Origin of the sequence: Bradyrhizobium sp. NBAIM01 (assembly GCF_020194115.1) — a bacterium.
Classification (GTDB): Bacteria; Pseudomonadota; Alphaproteobacteria; order Rhizobiales; family Xanthobacteraceae; genus Bradyrhizobium; species Bradyrhizobium yuanmingense.
In genome coordinates, this window is record NZ_JADYVU010000007.1 from 340,048 (window position 1) to 355,172 (window position 15,125).

General features: G+C 65.8%; 18 protein-coding genes. 7 read left to right on the top strand and 11 right to left on the bottom strand.

The genetic code is table 11. The annotated features are described in order from the left end of the window. Window positions 1-151: 151 nt before the first annotated feature. Window positions 152-592: a nuclear transport factor 2 family protein gene (locus I6F31_RS23935; protein WP_225140462.1), complete on the bottom strand. Its 441-nt coding sequence runs from the start codon at window positions 590-592 to the stop codon at window positions 152-154. A gap of 346 nt (window positions 593-938) precedes the next feature. Between I6F31_RS23935 and I6F31_RS23940 the strand changes: the two genes are divergently transcribed. Then, window positions 939-1,325, top strand: coding sequence for a hypothetical protein (locus I6F31_RS23940; RefSeq protein WP_225147379.1), 387 nt, complete (start codon window positions 939-941; stop codon window positions 1,323-1,325). A gap of 37 nt (window positions 1,326-1,362) precedes the next feature. Here the strand turns inward: I6F31_RS23940 and uvrB are convergent, their stop codons facing one another. The 4 genes from uvrB to I6F31_RS23960 all read right to left on the bottom strand — a co-directional run bounded on the left by uvrB (window position 1,363) and on the right by I6F31_RS23960 (window position 5,951). Further along, window positions 1,363-4,335 carry an excinuclease ABC subunit UvrB gene (gene uvrB, locus I6F31_RS23945; RefSeq protein WP_225186200.1) on the bottom strand — a complete coding sequence of 991 codons (2,973 nt, stop codon included), beginning with the start codon at window positions 4,333-4,335 and terminating at the stop codon, window positions 1,363-1,365. A gap of 94 nt (window positions 4,336-4,429) precedes the next feature. Next, on the bottom strand, window positions 4,430-4,654 hold the full coding sequence (locus tag I6F31_RS23950; protein WP_225148087.1) for a hypothetical protein: 225 nt from the start codon (window positions 4,652-4,654) through the stop codon (window positions 4,430-4,432). A gap of 53 nt (window positions 4,655-4,707) precedes the next feature. Continuing rightward, complete coding sequence (locus I6F31_RS23955) at window positions 4,708-4,932, bottom strand: hypothetical protein (protein ID WP_036009439.1); 225 nt, start codon at window positions 4,930-4,932, stop codon at window positions 4,708-4,710. A gap of 104 nt (window positions 4,933-5,036) precedes the next feature. Then, window positions 5,037-5,951 (bottom strand): LysR substrate-binding domain-containing protein, encoded by a 915-nt coding sequence (locus I6F31_RS23960; protein WP_225148094.1) that lies wholly within the window; start codon window positions 5,949-5,951, stop codon window positions 5,037-5,039. 190 nt (window positions 5,952-6,141) lie between these two features. Here I6F31_RS23960 and I6F31_RS23965 point away from each other — a divergent pair, with 190 nt between their 5' ends. The 3 genes from I6F31_RS23965 to I6F31_RS23975 all read left to right on the top strand — a co-directional run bounded on the left by I6F31_RS23965 (window position 6,142) and on the right by I6F31_RS23975 (window position 7,961). Then, on the top strand, window positions 6,142-6,921 hold the full coding sequence (locus tag I6F31_RS23965; protein ID WP_225186201.1) for a sulfite exporter TauE/SafE family protein: 780 nt from the start codon (window positions 6,142-6,144) through the stop codon (window positions 6,919-6,921). Beyond that, on the top strand, window positions 6,918-7,148 hold the full coding sequence (locus I6F31_RS23970) for a hypothetical protein (protein ID WP_036027215.1): 231 nt from the start codon (window positions 6,918-6,920) through the stop codon (window positions 7,146-7,148). Before I6F31_RS23965 ends, I6F31_RS23970 begins: the two co-directional genes overlap by 4 nt. A gap of 114 nt (window positions 7,149-7,262) precedes the next feature. Then, entirely contained in the window at window positions 7,263-7,961 is a 699-nt protein-coding gene (locus I6F31_RS23975) for a glutathione S-transferase family protein (protein ID WP_225186202.1), read from the top strand. Window positions 7,962-8,025: 64 nt separating this feature from the next. Here I6F31_RS23975 and I6F31_RS23980 read toward each other — a convergent pair whose 3' ends face one another. Further along, entirely contained in the window at window positions 8,026-8,241 is a 216-nt protein-coding gene (locus I6F31_RS23980; protein ID WP_225186203.1) for a cysteine-rich CWC family protein, read from the bottom strand. Window positions 8,242-8,359: 118 nt separating this feature from the next. Between I6F31_RS23980 and I6F31_RS23985 the strand changes: the two genes are divergently transcribed. The 3 genes from I6F31_RS23985 to I6F31_RS23995 all read left to right on the top strand — a co-directional run bounded on the left by I6F31_RS23985 (window position 8,360) and on the right by I6F31_RS23995 (window position 11,612). Further along, a complete protein-coding gene (locus I6F31_RS23985) occupies window positions 8,360-9,901 on the top strand; it encodes a DUF1800 family protein (protein WP_225186204.1) in 1,542 nt (513 codons plus the stop codon). A gap of 2 nt (window positions 9,902-9,903) precedes the next feature. Next, window positions 9,904-11,121 (top strand): DUF1501 domain-containing protein, encoded by a 1,218-nt coding sequence (locus I6F31_RS23990; protein ID WP_225186205.1) that lies wholly within the window; start codon window positions 9,904-9,906, stop codon window positions 11,119-11,121. A 167-nt stretch (window positions 11,122-11,288) separates the two neighbouring features. Beyond that, entirely contained in the window at window positions 11,289-11,612 is a 324-nt protein-coding gene (locus tag I6F31_RS23995; protein ID WP_036009456.1) for an antibiotic biosynthesis monooxygenase, read from the top strand. Between the two features lie 177 nt (window positions 11,613-11,789). Here the strand turns inward: I6F31_RS23995 and I6F31_RS24000 are convergent, their stop codons facing one another. The 5 genes from I6F31_RS24000 to I6F31_RS24020 form a co-directional block, all read right to left on the bottom strand. Beyond that, complete coding sequence (locus I6F31_RS24000) at window positions 11,790-12,245, bottom strand: GNAT family N-acetyltransferase (protein ID WP_036030968.1); 456 nt, start codon at window positions 12,243-12,245, stop codon at window positions 11,790-11,792. 86 nt (window positions 12,246-12,331) lie between these two features. Continuing rightward, complete coding sequence (locus I6F31_RS24005) at window positions 12,332-13,144, bottom strand: PAS-domain containing protein (RefSeq protein WP_225148081.1); 813 nt, start codon at window positions 13,142-13,144, stop codon at window positions 12,332-12,334. Between the two features lie 230 nt (window positions 13,145-13,374). Continuing rightward, window positions 13,375-13,524, bottom strand: a complete 150-nt coding sequence (locus I6F31_RS24010; RefSeq protein WP_036009463.1) for a hypothetical protein — start codon at window positions 13,522-13,524, stop codon at window positions 13,375-13,377. Window positions 13,525-13,597: 73 nt separating this feature from the next. Beyond that, complete coding sequence (locus I6F31_RS24015; protein ID WP_162832045.1) at window positions 13,598-13,774, bottom strand: hypothetical protein; 177 nt, start codon at window positions 13,772-13,774, stop codon at window positions 13,598-13,600. 152 nt (window positions 13,775-13,926) lie between these two features. Next, window positions 13,927-14,577: a glutathione S-transferase family protein gene (locus I6F31_RS24020; protein WP_025032208.1), complete on the bottom strand. Its 651-nt coding sequence runs from the start codon at window positions 14,575-14,577 to the stop codon at window positions 13,927-13,929. Window positions 14,578-15,125 lie beyond the last annotated feature (548 nt).

The following is a 15,125-nucleotide window of genomic DNA, read 5'->3' on the forward strand; positions in this document are numbered from 1 at the left end:
CATGCGCACCAAGGCGCCAGGGCTCAACTCATTTGTATACGAACAAATTAGCAGATTTCGGCCAAAACGCAATTCACGTTTTCGCAATGCACACTTGAACGGGTTTTGTGAGATTTACAATACAACCCCGTAATTGTCCGGGTCCCGGCGCTCAGTCCGCCCCGGCAATCAGCGGCCCGATCTCCCGTTCCAGCACCTGCTGCACCAGGTCGTAGGAATCGATGATCTCGCGCATCTCCGCCACCAGTCCGCCGCGAAACGTGTAGAACACCGCCATGTCGAACTGCACGATGCGGTCGTTGCTGCGCTTCTTGAAAAAAGCGTGCATGTAGGTCGCGACGGCCTCGCCCTCGGCGACGATATGCGGCGTCTTGTAACGAACCTCCGAATAGCGCGACCAGACCGTCTGCCACAGCTCGCGCAGCTCCTGCTTGCCGTGGCGCGGCACCAGATGTGGCAGCACGTCAATCGGGGCGTGGGTGAGGAAATAGACGTCGTCGGTGCAGCTGGCCAGCGCCGTCTCGATATCGCCGCGCGCGAAGGCATCGAGCAGGTGCACGACGCGTTGGCGATTCAGCTGCTCCACCGTCATTCCCACCCGCTCTCCTTGGTCTTGTGCCTTTTGCAAGCCTAGCGCGTGGTCTCACGCCGGCGCAATCCGCAAGATCACAGGGATGTTTGCAGAGGTTTTGACGTGCGAGCGCAATGCCCGGTTCATGGGGTTCGCGGCGTCTTCGGCTGCTTGGTGTGCAAGCCCGCGTGGACGAACCCGCAAAGCCGCGCGCCGGGAACATAGGCGGCCCGCTCTCGTGCGCCGAAGCTTGGGTGAACGTGGAGGGGAGAGACGCAGCCGGCATCGCCGGCCTGCGTGATCCATCTCACGTCGCGCCTGTCCAGACGCCGCTACCGTCATCCCCAAGTCATCAGGGAGACGTGCCATGGCCGCCATCGCCACCGTCAGAAAGTCCCGCCTGCACAACGCGCTCGAAGGCCTCGCGCTGACCGCGAGCCTGCAGAGCTTCCCGACCTTCGCCACATCGGCCTTCCTGCTCAAGCTCTGCGGCGACCACGACCTCGTCGGTGACGCCGGCGTCGCCATCTTCGTCGCCTTCGCCTCGCTCGCCCACGCGACGCTCGCCGTGACCCTCGGCCCGAGCTTCCCGCACCTGTTCAAGACCGTCTACGAGCCGAAATTCTTCGAGGCCCATCTGTCGTTGTCCGACAAGATCACGGCCTGGCGCACCCAGCCCGTCGCCTCGCTGCAACTGGTGACGATCGTGCTGCTGCTGTCGGTGATGGCCGTGGTGGCGGCGAGCGTGGGGTGAGGGGGTAACCACGAACGTCGCCGATAAACCTACGCGTCTACCTCTTCTTCCACCCACCCCTTCGCCCCGGTGCCCCGCCCGTCGACTTCGGCGCGGGCCCGAACTCCGGTCCCGACTGCCGCGAATCCGTCGGCTGGATGATCCTGCTGGTGCTGCCGAACGGCTTTGACGGCAGCGCGCGGCTCTCGCGATAGGGCAACGACTCCGGGCCGTGCATCTCGTCGAGATGCGGCTTATGCACGCGGGAGCCCTTGCCGCCGCCGGCCTTCAGCGCAGTTGCGGCGCTCTTGTTCCTCATGGCGCTGACGGGCAGGTTCGCGGCATCGCCGTATTTCTTCGTGCCGGCATAGGCGCCGGCCTTGGTCGCGACCGTGCGCTGCTTGGCGGTGGGATCGTCGACCACGGCGAGCTCGGTGGCGCGCAGGCGCTTGACCTCGTCGCGCAGGCGGGCGGCTTCCTCGAAGTTCAGATCGGCAGCGGCCTCGCGCATCCTCGTTTCGAGATCGGCGAGCACGGCTTCGAAATTATGGCCGATCGAGATGACGTCGTCGGTCATGTCGTGACCGCCGACCTCGACCAGCACGTGGTCGCGCTCGTAGACCGAGTTGAGGATGTCGCCGATCTGCTTCTTCACGCTCTCCGGCGTGATGCCGTTGGCATTGTTGTACTCGACCTGCTTCTCGCGGCGGCGGTTGGTCTCGGCGATGGCGCGCTCCATCGATCCCGTCATCTGGTCGGCATAGAGGATCACCTTGCCGTCGACGTTGCGCGCGGCACGGCCGATGGTCTGGATCAGCGAGGTCTCGCTGCGCAGAAAACCTTCCTTGTCGGCGTCGAGGATCGCGACCAGCGCGCATTCGGGAATGTCGAGGCCTTCGCGGAGCAGGTTGATGCCGACCAGCGCGTCGAAGGCACCGAGCCGCAGATCGCGGATGATCTCGATGCGCTCGATCGTGTCGATATCGCTGTGCATGTAGCGGACGCGGATGCCCTGCTCGTGCAGATATTCGGTGAGGTCCTCCGCCATGCGCTTTGTGAGGACCGTGATCAGTGAGCGATAGCCCGCTTGCGCAGTGGCTCGCACTTCGCCGACGAGGTCGTCGACCTGCGTGCGCGCGGGGCGAATATCGACGGGAGGATCAATCAGTCCGGTGGGACGAATGACCTGCTCGACGAACACGCCGCCGCTCTCGTTCAGCTCCCAGCTGCCCGGCGTCGCCGACACCGCGACGGTCTGCGGCCGCATCATGTCCCATTCCTCGAAGCGGAGCGGGCGGTTGTCCATGCAGGAGGGCAGGCGGAAGCCGTATTCGGCCAGCGTCGCCTTGCGCCGGAAGTCGCCGCGGAACATGGCGCCGATCTGCGGGATAGTGACGTGGCTCTCGTCGGCGAAGATCAGCGCGTTGTCGGGCACGTATTCGAACAGCGTCGGCGGCGGCTCGCCGGGGCGGCGGCCGGTGAGGTAGCGCGAATAGTTCTCGATGCCGGCGCAGCTGCCCGTCGCCTCCATCATCTCGAGGTCGAAGGTGGTGCGCTGCTCCAGCCGCTGCGCCTCCAGCAGGCGGCCCTGGTTGTTGAGCTGGTCGAGCCGCTGCTTCAATTCGAACTTGATCGACTTGATCGCCTGCACCAGCGTCGGCCGTGGCGTCACGTAGTGCGAGTTGGCGTACATCTTGATGAATTCGAGCTCGTCCTGCTTGTGGCCGGTGAGCGGATCGAACTCCTCGATAGTCTCGATGGTGTCGCCGAACAGGTTCACGCGCCAGGCGCGGTCTTCATAGTGCGCCGGGAAGATGTCGATGACGTCGCCGCGGACACGGAAGGTACCGCGGGTAAAATCGGCCTGGGTGCGCTTGTACTGCAGGGCGACGAGGTCGGCGATCAGCTGGCGCTGGTCGATGCGCTCGCCCTTCTTCAGCGCGAAGGTCATCGCGGTGTAGGTCTCGACCGAGCCGATACCGTAGATGCAGGACACCGACGCGACGATGATGACGTCGTCGCGTTCGAGCAGCGCGCGCGTCGCCGAGTGTCGCATGCGGTCGATCTGCTCGTTGATCGAGGAATCCTTTTCGATGTACGTGTCCGTGCGGGGCACATACGCTTCCGGCTGGTAGTAGTCGTAATAGCTGACGAAGTACTCGACTGCGTTGTCGGGGAAGAAGTTCTTGAACTCGCCATAGAGCTGGGCGGCCAGCGTCTTGTTCGGCGCCAGGATCAGGGCCGGGCGCTGCGTCGCCTCGATCACCTTGGCCATGGTGTAGGTCTTGCCCGAGCCGGTGACGCCCAGCAGCACCTGCGAACGGTCGTTGCGGTTGATGCCCTCGACCAGCTCGGCGATCGCGGTCGGCTGGTCGCCCTTGGGCTCGTAGGACGACTTGATCTCGAAGCGGACACCGCCTTCGGACTTCTCCGGGCGCGGCGGCCGGTGCGGCGTCCACACCTTCATGGAGCCGTCGCCCTTGCGGAACTCCGGCCGGCCCTCGCGGATCAGCGATTCCAGCGCATCCGCGGTGGCCTTGACGCCGAGCGCCTCCATCTTGGAACGCGGCGGGCGCGCCAGCGCTTCGGCATCGTCCTCCTCGGTGGGCAGGCCGAGCTGCCGCGCCAGTTCCGGATCGAGCGTCGGGATGGTGGCCGCAGTTCCGTAATTGGCCTGCGGTGCCTCCTCTAGCCCGGCAAGCTCACTGGACTGACGGGCGCCCGGCGGCTGCGGATTGGGCCGCAGCGGCATCGGCCGCGCCGCATCTTGCGGAAACTCCTTCGGCGTCGAAGCCCGCGCGCGATGCGCGGCGGCCTCGCCCCCGGCGCGGCGGTCGCGCGAATTGTCCGGCGGCGGCTGCAGGCCGGTGCCCGAGCCCAAGCCCGCATCGCCGCGATTGATCGCGGGATTGAGCAGTTCGGCCAGCGCCGGCCCGATCGGCTGCACGTCGGGGCGATGCGCCTTCGAGTTCGGAGCCTTGGTCTTGAGGGATTTGCCGGATTTTTCGGAGGATGCAGGTTTCTTCGCCATGAGGCGAATATGGGACGAGTCCGCCCCGCAATAAAGGGTGAAGGCCCGTGGTCATGCAGGCTGCTGACAGCAGGTTGGCAGCAGCCTTGTGCCCTCACGCCGCCGGCAGCGGCCCCTCGTCTCCGGCGGTGACATTCGGCTCGAGGATGTCGAGATGAATGCCGCCGCAATCGGTGCAGCGCATGGTCCAGTACTCGCATCCGGCGCGGCCGCCGATCACACGGAGCACCGTGAGATCGCTGTCGCATTCCGGGCAGTTGGACAGCACTGCGCGGGCGTAGATCCGCGGCCGCGCTGCATCGGTTTCGATGATGGACATGACCGGTTCCCCCCTTTTTTCGCCGCCCTGTCTCTGGTCGGCCTGCGGACCGCCTATTCGTCGTCGCCGCCGGTCCGCAGCCGAAAACGATCGATGTGGTGCTTGGCATCGGCAATCGCGGCATCGCGATCGGGCCAGGCGAAGCCGACTTCCATGGCCGGAAACAGCACGCCGTCGATGGCCACCGGGCTGAGATCGGCCCGGCGGATCCGCGCGTGCCACAGCCCCTTGCCAGCTTCGAAGGATTCGATGTCAAAGCCGTCGTAGAGGGTCGTCATGAGTGTAGGTCCCACGTTTCTTTTCGGAGGGTCACGAGACCACGTCTGCGGAATTTGGGATGTGAAGCCGTTCACAAGCAGACGGCTTTTTTGCCCGCCAGGCTTCAGTTCCGCGCTGCGGCGCGGCCGATCCGGCGCGGGCGGGCGGCGGGTTCCGATGCCGCCCGCATGATCCAGCGGCGGAAGGCGGCAAAGTCGCGCTGCTCGGTCTGGAAGCTGCGATAGAGCAGGTACCAGCGCATGCCCTTGGGCACTGACAAGTCGAACGGCGCCACCAGTCGGCCGGCCGCAAGATCGTCGTCGATATAGGGGCGGATGCCCATGGCGATGCCGAGCCCGTCGGCCGCGGCCTGCAGCGCCTGGCCGTAGAACTGGAACTCGGGCCCGCGCGCGTTGATCCTCGCCGTGCCCGCCGCCTTCAGCCAGATCGGCCAGTCCTCGGGTGAGTGCGCGACGCGGATCAGGCTCGGTCCTTTCAGGTCGCCCGGGCGCTTCAATCCGCCGGCAAGGCGCGGCACGCAGACGGGGGTGAGGTCGCCCGCGAACAGCGGCTCGGCGACGAGGCCGGGCCAGTCGCCGGTGCCGAGCTTGATGCCGCAATTCCAGTCCTCGCCGAACGGCACCGCGGCGCCGCCGGTGGTGAAGCGCACCTCGATGTCGGGCTCCTCGCTGCGAAACTCCGACAGGCGCGGGATCAGCCAGCGCATCGCAAAGGTGTGGCCGACGCCGATGGTGAGCACGCGCACGCTCGCAGGCGCCGTCACCTGCGCCGTGAGGCTCGCCAGCGCATCGAAGATCGGGGTCAGCCCGCTCTGATAGGCGCGGCCGGCCTGCGTCAGCACGAGCCTGTTGGCCTTGCGCTCGAACAAGGCGACGCCGAGCCGCTCTTCGAGCAGGTGCACCATGCGGCTGACGGCGGCCGCCGATACGCTCAGCTCCAGCCCGGCCGCAGCAAAGCTGCCGGTCCGTGCCGCCGCCTCGAACGCCTTGATGCCGTTGAGAAACAGCAGCCGCCGCAAATGACCCACCCTCAGGAAAGCTGATGCCAGGGCAAGATATCTCAGTTTGCGGAACAGGCGCAAGCGAGGCACAAACATCAGCGTAATTCGTGCTGATTTGTTGAAGCAGGCGCGGTGCCTTCGCCTCTCCTCGCGGGGCGAGGGAGTGAAACAGTTTGCGTCCCTCACTCGCCCTCGGGAGATTCCTTTCGTGACGCCCATCATGATCGCTGCCCTTGGATTGCTGATGGTGGCCACGGCATTCCTGTCGGGGCTGTTCGGCATGGCGGGCGGGCTGATCCTGATCGGCGTGCTGCTGGCACTGATGCCGCTGCCGACCGCGATGGTGCTGCATGCGGTCACGCAGATGGCTTCGAACGGCTGGCGCGCGTTCCTGTGGCGGGCGCATATCCGCTGGCGGCCGGTTGCGAACTATATGGTCGGCGCGGCCGTGGCGCTCGCGGCGTGGTCGCTGACCCGCTACGTGCCGGACAAGCCGGTCGCGCTGCTGCTGCTCGGCATCACCCCGTTCATGGCGCGGCTCCTGCCGGCGAACATCAAGCCGGACCCTGATAGCCTCTGGCAGGGCACGGTCTACGGCACGATCTGCATGGGCCTGATGCTGATGACCGGCGTCTCCGGCCCGCTGCTCGACACCTTTTTCCTCGGCGGCGATTTCGGCCGGCGCGAGAAGGTTGCGACCAAGGCGATGTGCCAGGTCGTCAGCCATTTCACCAAGCTGATCTATTTCGGCGGCATCATCGACCAGGCCGTGGGCCTCGATCCCGTGCTCGCTGCCGTCGCCATCGCAGCCTCGATGCTCGGCACCACGCTGGCGCGGCGCATCCTCGAAGCCATGACCGACCAGCAGTTCATCGCCTGGTCCAACAAGCTGATCACCACCATCGCCTGCTACTACATCGTCCACGGCGGCTGGCTGTTGCTGCGTGCGCCGGTTCTGGCCGCCTTCGACAAGGGAGGTTTGCAATGAGCTGTAACGCCGATCCGCTGGTGCTGGACTTCGTCGAATGGGTCGCGCGCGAGCCGCGCGCCTATGCCGAGGTGATCGCGACCTGGAAGACCTCGTGCCCGCGCCTCACCATCTGGGAGGACGCCGCCGAGCGCGGCTATGTCGCGCGCGAGACGATTGCCGGTCTCGGGCTGGTGATCGCGGTGACGGAAGGCGGCGAGAGGCTGTTGCGCGGGAACGGGCGGTGACGCGCACACCTCTCTCCACATCGTCATTGCGAGCGCAAGCGAAGCAATCCAGAATGTCACCGCGGCGGCAGCCTGGATTGCTTCGCTGCGCTCGCAATGACGGAGCACTGCTCAATGTCGCTCAAACTCTACGAACTCGTCGGCACCGATCCCGCGCGCCCCTTCAGCCCGTATTGCTGGCGCACGCGGATGGCACTGGCGCACAAGGGCCTTGCGGCGGAATCGCTGCCCTGGCGCTTCACCGAGAAGAGCGCGATCGCGCCGCACGGCTCGGAGAAGGTCCCGGTGCTGCTGCATCACGAGAGGGCGGTGGTGGATTCCTGGACCATCGCGAACTATCTCGAGGACACTTTTCCGGATCGCCCGTCGCTGTTCGGCGGCGAGGGCGGCCGCGCGATGGCGCGCATGATCAATGCGTGGGGCGACATCGCCATCGTCGGCGGCATCTTTCCGCTCATCATCGCCGACATCCCGAACAATCTGAATGAGGTCGATGCCGCCTATTTCCGCAAGTCGCGCGAGGCGCGCTTCGGCGGCAAGACGCTCGAGGAGATCATGGCGGGCCGCGATGCCGGCGTCGTCGCGTTCCGCAAATCGCTCGAGATCATGCGGCAGACGTTCAAGACGCAGCCTTTTCTCGGCGGGCAGGCACCGAACTACGCCGATTACATCGTGTTCGGCGGATTCCACTGGGCGCGCGTGGTCAGCCCGTTCAAGCTGCTCGAAGCGGATGATCCGGTCTATGCCTGGCGCGAAAAGCTGCTGGATGCGTTCGACGGCATGGCGCGCAAATCGCCAGGACATGAGGTGTAAACTTCGTAGCCCGGATGGAGCGCAAGCGTAATCCGGGGCCGGTGCTAGCGGAACGATTCCCGGATTACGCTTGCGCTCCATCCGGGCTACGCGCCGCCGCTTTCCGCAAGCACTCCCGGCACAGGCAGTCGTCGCCCTCGAGCGGCATCGGCAGTTTTGCCGTCTCCTCCGCGCACCAGCAATTGCCTGAGAGATCGCAGCCGAATTCGCTGCCGCAACGGGAACAGGTGAGACGGCGCGCAAGGGCCGGCGCTGACGGGATTTCTTTCGGATTTTTCATGTTTTACGTCGAAGCTTCGCCGTCATTTTCATGGCGGGTTCATCTGCCGCTGCAGTATATTACGCGCCGACCGCGTCGAAAGGAAAGCACCTCGCAACGCGCGAAGGACAGATCATCGATGGCCCGCGATTCGCAAGCCGCCCTCGTCGCGCTCAACCGCTTCGGCTTCGGCGCCCGCGGCGGTGCATCGAGCGATCTCGTCAATGCGAGCTCCGACCCGCGCGGCTTCGTGAAGGCGGAGCTTTCGCGTGCCAATGGCGTGCTGCTGGAAGCGCCGGGCCTGCAATCGACGCCGCAGCTCGGGCAGGCCGTGTTTGCCTATCAGGACCAGGTCAAGCAGGCGCGTGAGGCGGCGAAGGCTGCTGCGCCCGCCGAGACGCCGCCCGCCGATCAGAACGCGCCCTTGCGCCGCAATCTCTCGCTGAATGCAGCGGCAGAGATCACCGGCCAAATGGCCGATGCAAAGCCCGCCGAGAACACCGTTCGGCCCGAGGCCATGCAGCCGAACGCCGCGCCGCCTGCTGCCAAGCCAGCGCCGCAGCCGCTCAATGTCATCCAGAAAACCTTTCGCGCCGAGGCACTGGCGCGGCTGCAGCGCGCCACGCTCGTCGAGTGCGGTTTCACCGAGCGCCTCGTCGCGTTCTGGTCCAATCATTTCTGCATCTCTGCCAGTAAGGGCGAGCTGGCGCGGATCTGGGCCGGCGCGTTCGAGCGCGAGGCGATCCGGCCGCACGTGCTCGGGCGCTTCGCCGACATGCTGAGGGCTGTCGAGCAGCACCCGGCGATGCTGTTCTTCCTCGACAACCAGCAATCGCTTGGACCTGACTCGCGCGCGGGGCAAAACCGCAAGCGCGGGCTGAACGAAAATCTCGCGCGCGAGATCCTGGAGCTGCATACGCTCGGCGTCGGCGGCGGCTACACCCAAGGCGACGTCACCTCGCTCGCGCGCATCATCACCGGCTGGACCTTTGCCGGCAGGCAAGGGCAGCTCGGGGTTCCCGGCTCCTTCGTCTTCAACACCAATGCGCATCAGCCCGGGCCGCAGGTCCTGCTCGGCAAGACCTACGATCAGGCCGGCCTCGCACAGGGCGAAGTTGCGCTCGCCGATCTCGCGCGGCATCCCTCGACCGCGAGTTTCATCGCCACCAAATTCGTCCGTCACTTCGTTGCGGACGAGCCGCCGCCGGCGCTCGTTGCGCGCCTGCGCGACGTCTTCGTCAGGACCGACGGCGATCTCAAGGCGATGGCGACCACGCTCCTCGATTCCGATGAAGCATGGAAAGCGCCGCTCACGAAGCTGCGTTCGCCATACGATTTCCTGGTCGCGAGCGGCCGGCTGCTGGCGCGCGTGCCGGAGGATCCCGGCGCCTATCTCAACAACCTCAATCTGCTCGGCCAGCCGCTGTGGTCGCCGCCGGGCCCCAACGGCTTTCCCGACAGCAATGCCGCCTGGGGCGCGCCTGAAAGCATCAAGCTCAGGCTCGACATCGCGGCGCAGATCGGCGCGCGGCTCGGCAACAACATCGATCCGCTCGACCTGCTGCAGTTCGCCGCCGCCGGTGCCGCCTCGGCCGAGACGCGGCGGACCATCGAGCGCGCGGAGTCGCGGCAGCAGGCGCTGGCGCTGCTGCTGATGTCGCCGGAAATGCAGAGGAGATGATGATGACCGACTGCGTCGAGAACCGGCTCCTCACCTCCCGCCGCGGTCTCCTGCTCGGCGGCGCGTCCTTTGCAGCCTGGGCCTACCTGCCGAAATTTGCCCGCGCGGCCGACGGGCGCGATCCGCGATTGATCGTGGTGATCCTGCGCGGGGCGCTGGACGGGCTCTCGACCGTCGCGCCGCTGGGCGATCCCGATTATGCCGGCCTGCATGGATCGATCGCGCTCAGCGCCGACGGTGCCCATCCCGCGATCATGCTCGACTCGTTCTTCGCCCTGCATCCGGCAATGCCGGAGTTTGCGCGCATGTATCGCGACACGCACGCGGCGGTGATCCATGCGGTGGCGACGCCCTATCGCGACCGCTCGCATTTCGACGGCCAGGACGTGCTCGAAAGCGGCTATGCCGGCCCCGGCCGCGTGCAGTCCGGCTGGCTCAACCGCGCACTGGAAGCGCTGCCGCGCGGCGAGCGCGTGTCGAGCGGGCTTGCGGTCGGTCCTACCACGCCGCTGGTGCTGCGCGGCAATGCGCCGACCGTCGGCTGGGCGCCGGTCGCGCTGCCGCAGGCCGACGACGACACCGCGATGCGCCTCGTCGAGCTCTATCGGCACCGCGATCCCGCTTTGGCCTCGGCACTGTCGCAAGGCCTTCAGCTCGACAAGGTCGCGAGCGGCGACGACATGAAAGCGACGCGCGGCAATGCGGTCGCGCAGATGCGGCAGGTCGCGCGCGGCGCCGCAAAGCTGATGGCGGCTGATGATGGCCCGCGCATCGCCGCGCTCGCCTTCGACGGCTGGGACACGCATGCCAATGAAGGCGGCCCTGTGGGGCGTCTCGCCTTCCTGCTCGGCGGCCTCGACGGCGCACTCGCCGAATTCGAAAGCGGCTTAAGGGATCGCTGGCGCGACACCGTCGTGGTTGTCGCCACCGAGTTCGGCCGCACCGCGCGCATCAACGGCACCGAGGGGACCGATCACGGCACCGGCACGATCGCCTTGCTCGCCGGCGGCGCGGTGCAAGGCGGCCGGGTGATCGCGGACTGGCCCGGCCTCAAGCTCGCGAACCTGTATGAGGGCCGTGACCTCAAGCCGACCACGGATCTGCGCTCGGTGATCAAGGGCGTGCTGCAGGATCAGTTCGGCCTGTCCGATCGCACGCTGGCCGAGACGGTGTTCCCCGACAGCGCAAGCGCAAGGCCGATGAAGGGACTGGTTACCTAACCCACAGATGCTGTCATTCCAGGGCGCGCCTCTTGGCGCGAGCTATGATGCGCAATTGCGCATCTGAGAATCCATACTCCCGATCGGGGTTATGGATTCCGGGCCCGCGCCTTGCGGCGCGTCCCGGAATGACGAGATAATGGCGCAGCATCAGGAGACACCACCCCATGTACATCGCCATGAACCGCTTCCGCGTCGCCAAGGGCTCCGAGGCTGCCTTCGAGCAGGTCTGGCTCACGCGCGACACCCATCTCGACAAGGTGCCGGGCTTCGTCGAGTTTCACCTGCTGCGCGGGCCGGAAGCCGAGGACCACACGCTGTACGCCTCGCACACCGTGTGGGCGAATTATGCGGCGTTTGAGGCGTGGACCAAGTCGGAAGCATTTCGCGCGGCGCATCATAAAGCGGGCGACAACAAGCCGCTTTATCTCGGCCATCCCCAGTTCGAAGGTTTCGAGGTGATGCAGACCGTGGGGCGCGGCGCCAAGTAACGCTGCCAAGTAGCGCTGCCAGCAAAAAAATGCGGCCCCTGTCAGACGCGGCGACTGACGGGGACCGCTGGGGCGCATGATCGGTGACGGGGGGCCTGACCAGACGCAGGGGCAGCCTAGCCTTGCTGTGTTACGCGCGGGTGACAGGTGGAGTTATCCACAGGCTCCCGGCACGACTCAGAAGATCTTGCGATAGACGATGAAACCGGAGCGCTCCGCGACCTTGTCGTACAGGCGCTGCGCCGTGAGATTGGTCTCGTGCGTCTGCCAGTAGACACGCGGCGATCCCGCCAGCTTCGCCCGTTCGTAGACGCCATGGATCAGCGCCGAGCCGACGCCCTTGCCGCGCGCGGCCTCGGAGGTGAACAGGTCCTGCAGATAGCAGGACGGCTCGATCGCGGTGGTGCTGCGATGGAACAGATAATGCGTCAGCCCGAGCAGGCGGCCGTTGTCCTCGGCGACCAGCGCATGCATCGGCTCATAAGCATCGAAGAAGCGCTGCCACGTCATCGCAGTGATCTCGGGCGCGAGCGCGGTCGGACCGGAGCGGCCGTAAAAGGCGTTGTAGCCGTCCCACAGCGGCAGCCATTGATCGTAATCCTGCCTGGTGACGGCGCGAATGATGAGCGACATGTGAATTTCCGCGATCTCGGAGGTGCGCGATGAAGGGATGTCCTTCATACGTGATGATCGTATTGCCGATCAATCGCACACTCGCCTCATTCCGCAACGCGCAAGTACTGGATCAGCTTGCGGCCGGTCGGATCGCGCAGCGAGCGGTAGTAGTCGGCGCGCGCCGGCGCATCGGTGTGGCGCACGAGGTCGGTCACGGGCGTGTAGCTCAGCATCCGCCCGCCGTCCGGCAGTGCGGTGCAGACGAAGCGCAGCACCTCGCCGTTGCGCAGCGCGACGTTGATCGGCGTGGCATCGCCGACCCGCACCATCTCCATGCGCTGCGCGATGAAAGTGCCGAGCTCGTCCTCGGGCAGCGCGAACGCGCCGGTGTCGCGGCCGTGATACATCAGCGCGATGAAGGGTGGCTTCGCCTCGGCGACCTCGTCCGGCACCGCAAAATAGTCGCGGAACGCGCGGTTGATGAATTCGGCCCGGGTCTCGGCATCGAGCAGCACGATGCCGATATCGACCTTGTCGAGCGCGGCCGACAGCCGCGCGGCAATGGCGTGGCTGCGGCGCTCGGCCGCGAAACTGCCGAGCAGCCGCTCGCGCATCAGCCCGGTGATGCCGGCGGTTCCGAAAACAGTGACGGCCAGGAGGCCGAGCGGCGCCAGATCGGCGGCGCCATGGCCGGAGACGCCGTGGCGGTTGAGGAAGAACAGCGCCGCGCCGATCACCGCGACAATCGCGGTCGTCACGGCGGAGGCGAGACCTGCGAGCGCGCCGGCGAGAGCCACGATGGCGACGAACAGCGGGGCGGGCGAGGGCGCGGGGACGAAGCGATCGAGCAGCATCGCCAGCAGCAGGGTCGCTGCCGTCAGCGCCGGACCGGAGATCGCACGCCATCCGAACCGCATGGACCTGTCTCGCTCCTCCCGAAAGAGGTAAGGCCGCAACACTGGCTGATTGTTGCGTGACTGCGATGCGATTTCGTGCGGCGTGCTTAAGGCGCGGTTGCGTGCAAGCGTAAGGCTTTCGGATGATTTTAAAGCATGATCCGGAAAAGTGTGAAGCGGTTTTCCGAAAAGATCATGCTCAAACAATTAACCTAAAGCGCGATGACGATTCATCCTAATCGCATCGCGCTTTAGACCATGTGCGCGCGCTGCTGCAGCGTCGGCGCATGCAGCGTCGACGTGCCCGTGCCCTTGCGCGTGCCGACGATGATCAGCAGCGAGGCCGCGACCAGGATGGCCGCAGTCAGGGTGATTGCAACGACTACCACAGGTGATTTCATCGACGTCCTGTCGCGATGCCGGTCGGCGCGGGCCGCACGGCGCCCTGAAGGCTGGTCCAGGATGAAACGGGAATCAGACCGGCAGGCCCATCGCCATGGTCGCCTTGGTCGACAACACCGTCAGGGTGACGATCAGGCACAGCGAAAGCGCGGCGACGGCGAGCGAAGCCGCGACCGCATGGGTGAGCCGGGAAGACGCGACGGTAGCGGATGGGCTCTGAAACCCCGCTGTGCCGGACGCCCGCATCATGGTCTAAATCCTTCAACACGCGAGCGAATCACCCGCGACTTTCCAGATTTCCCAGTTTCAACCGGCAATATTGCGGCGGCGACCGCGCGGAAAGTGGCGGGATTGCGGCAGAGGCGGCCCTTATGCCCGCTATTCGCCGGAGCGGACGCGCCTCAGGCGCTCGCGGCGATGCTGGCGGGGTCGTCGATGTCGGCCGGGCGCCAGTCCATGGTCACGAAGCCGGGCGCGGCTTCGACGCGTTTGAGCCAGTCCCGGATCGCCGGGAAGGCCTGGAGGTCGAAGTCGCAGCGGTCGGCGAGGTGGGTGTAGCCGTACAGCGCGATGTCGGCGACCGTGAGCTGGCGCGCGGCGAAATAGGAATTGGTCTTGAGGTGATTCTCCATCACCTGGAGCGCGCCATAGCCGCGCTCCATCCAGTCCTCCAGCGAATGGGTCTGCAGGTCGCGGCCGCCCTTGACCAGCGACAGCCAGAAATAGGCCGCGCCGATGTTCGGCTCGAGCGCGTGCTGCTCGAAGAACATCCATTGCAGCGCCTCGGCGCGGTCGATGCGGTTTTCCGGCGCGAGCGGCGTGCCGACGGCAACGTACCAGAGGATGGCGTTAGACTCGGCGAGATAGCGGTCCTCGCCGACCTCGAGCAGCGGCACCTGCCCCGACGGGTTCTTGGACAGGAAATCCGGCGTGCGGCTCTCGCCGCGCAGAATGTCCACCTCCACCGCTTCGTAAGGCAGGTTGAGCAGCGCCAGCGCAAGGCGGACCTTGTAGCTGTTGCCCGAGCGTTGCATCGAATAGAGCTTGTACATTCTGGCGTTCGAAATCCGAGGACGAGAAGACGCGGCGCCCGTTGCCCCGCGAGGCGGCTAAACAATGATGCCGATGCGAATCCGCCGCAAGTGCCGGCCGATAGAAAAACTCGAAAACCCTACCGCACTGCAATGGAGGGGAAGATCATTTCGCGACGATGCAGTTCAGTTCACATGTACGTCAATCTGCGGACACATCGCTCTACGTAGGCTACCGCATAGACGATCGAGATTAGGACGCCAGTGTTTCCGCATCGTCATGGCCGGGCTTGACCCGGCCATCCACGTCTCACTTGGCGCACGAAGAACGTGGATGCCCGGGACAAGCCCGGGCATGACGACGAGCGGTTTCCTGGAGACGTGCACCATCCAGAATTGCTCCGAGGACAGGCCTTGTCGGATATGAGCAATTCCGGAGGCAAAAGTTACGGAATATTGCGGGAAACCGCGCCTCGCAGCGCTCCAACTCGTAAACTTTTCCGGGATCGGGCCGAAGTTTCTTGCGGCCCAGCGGCACACGTTTTAGGGTGGCTCATTCCCACAATCAG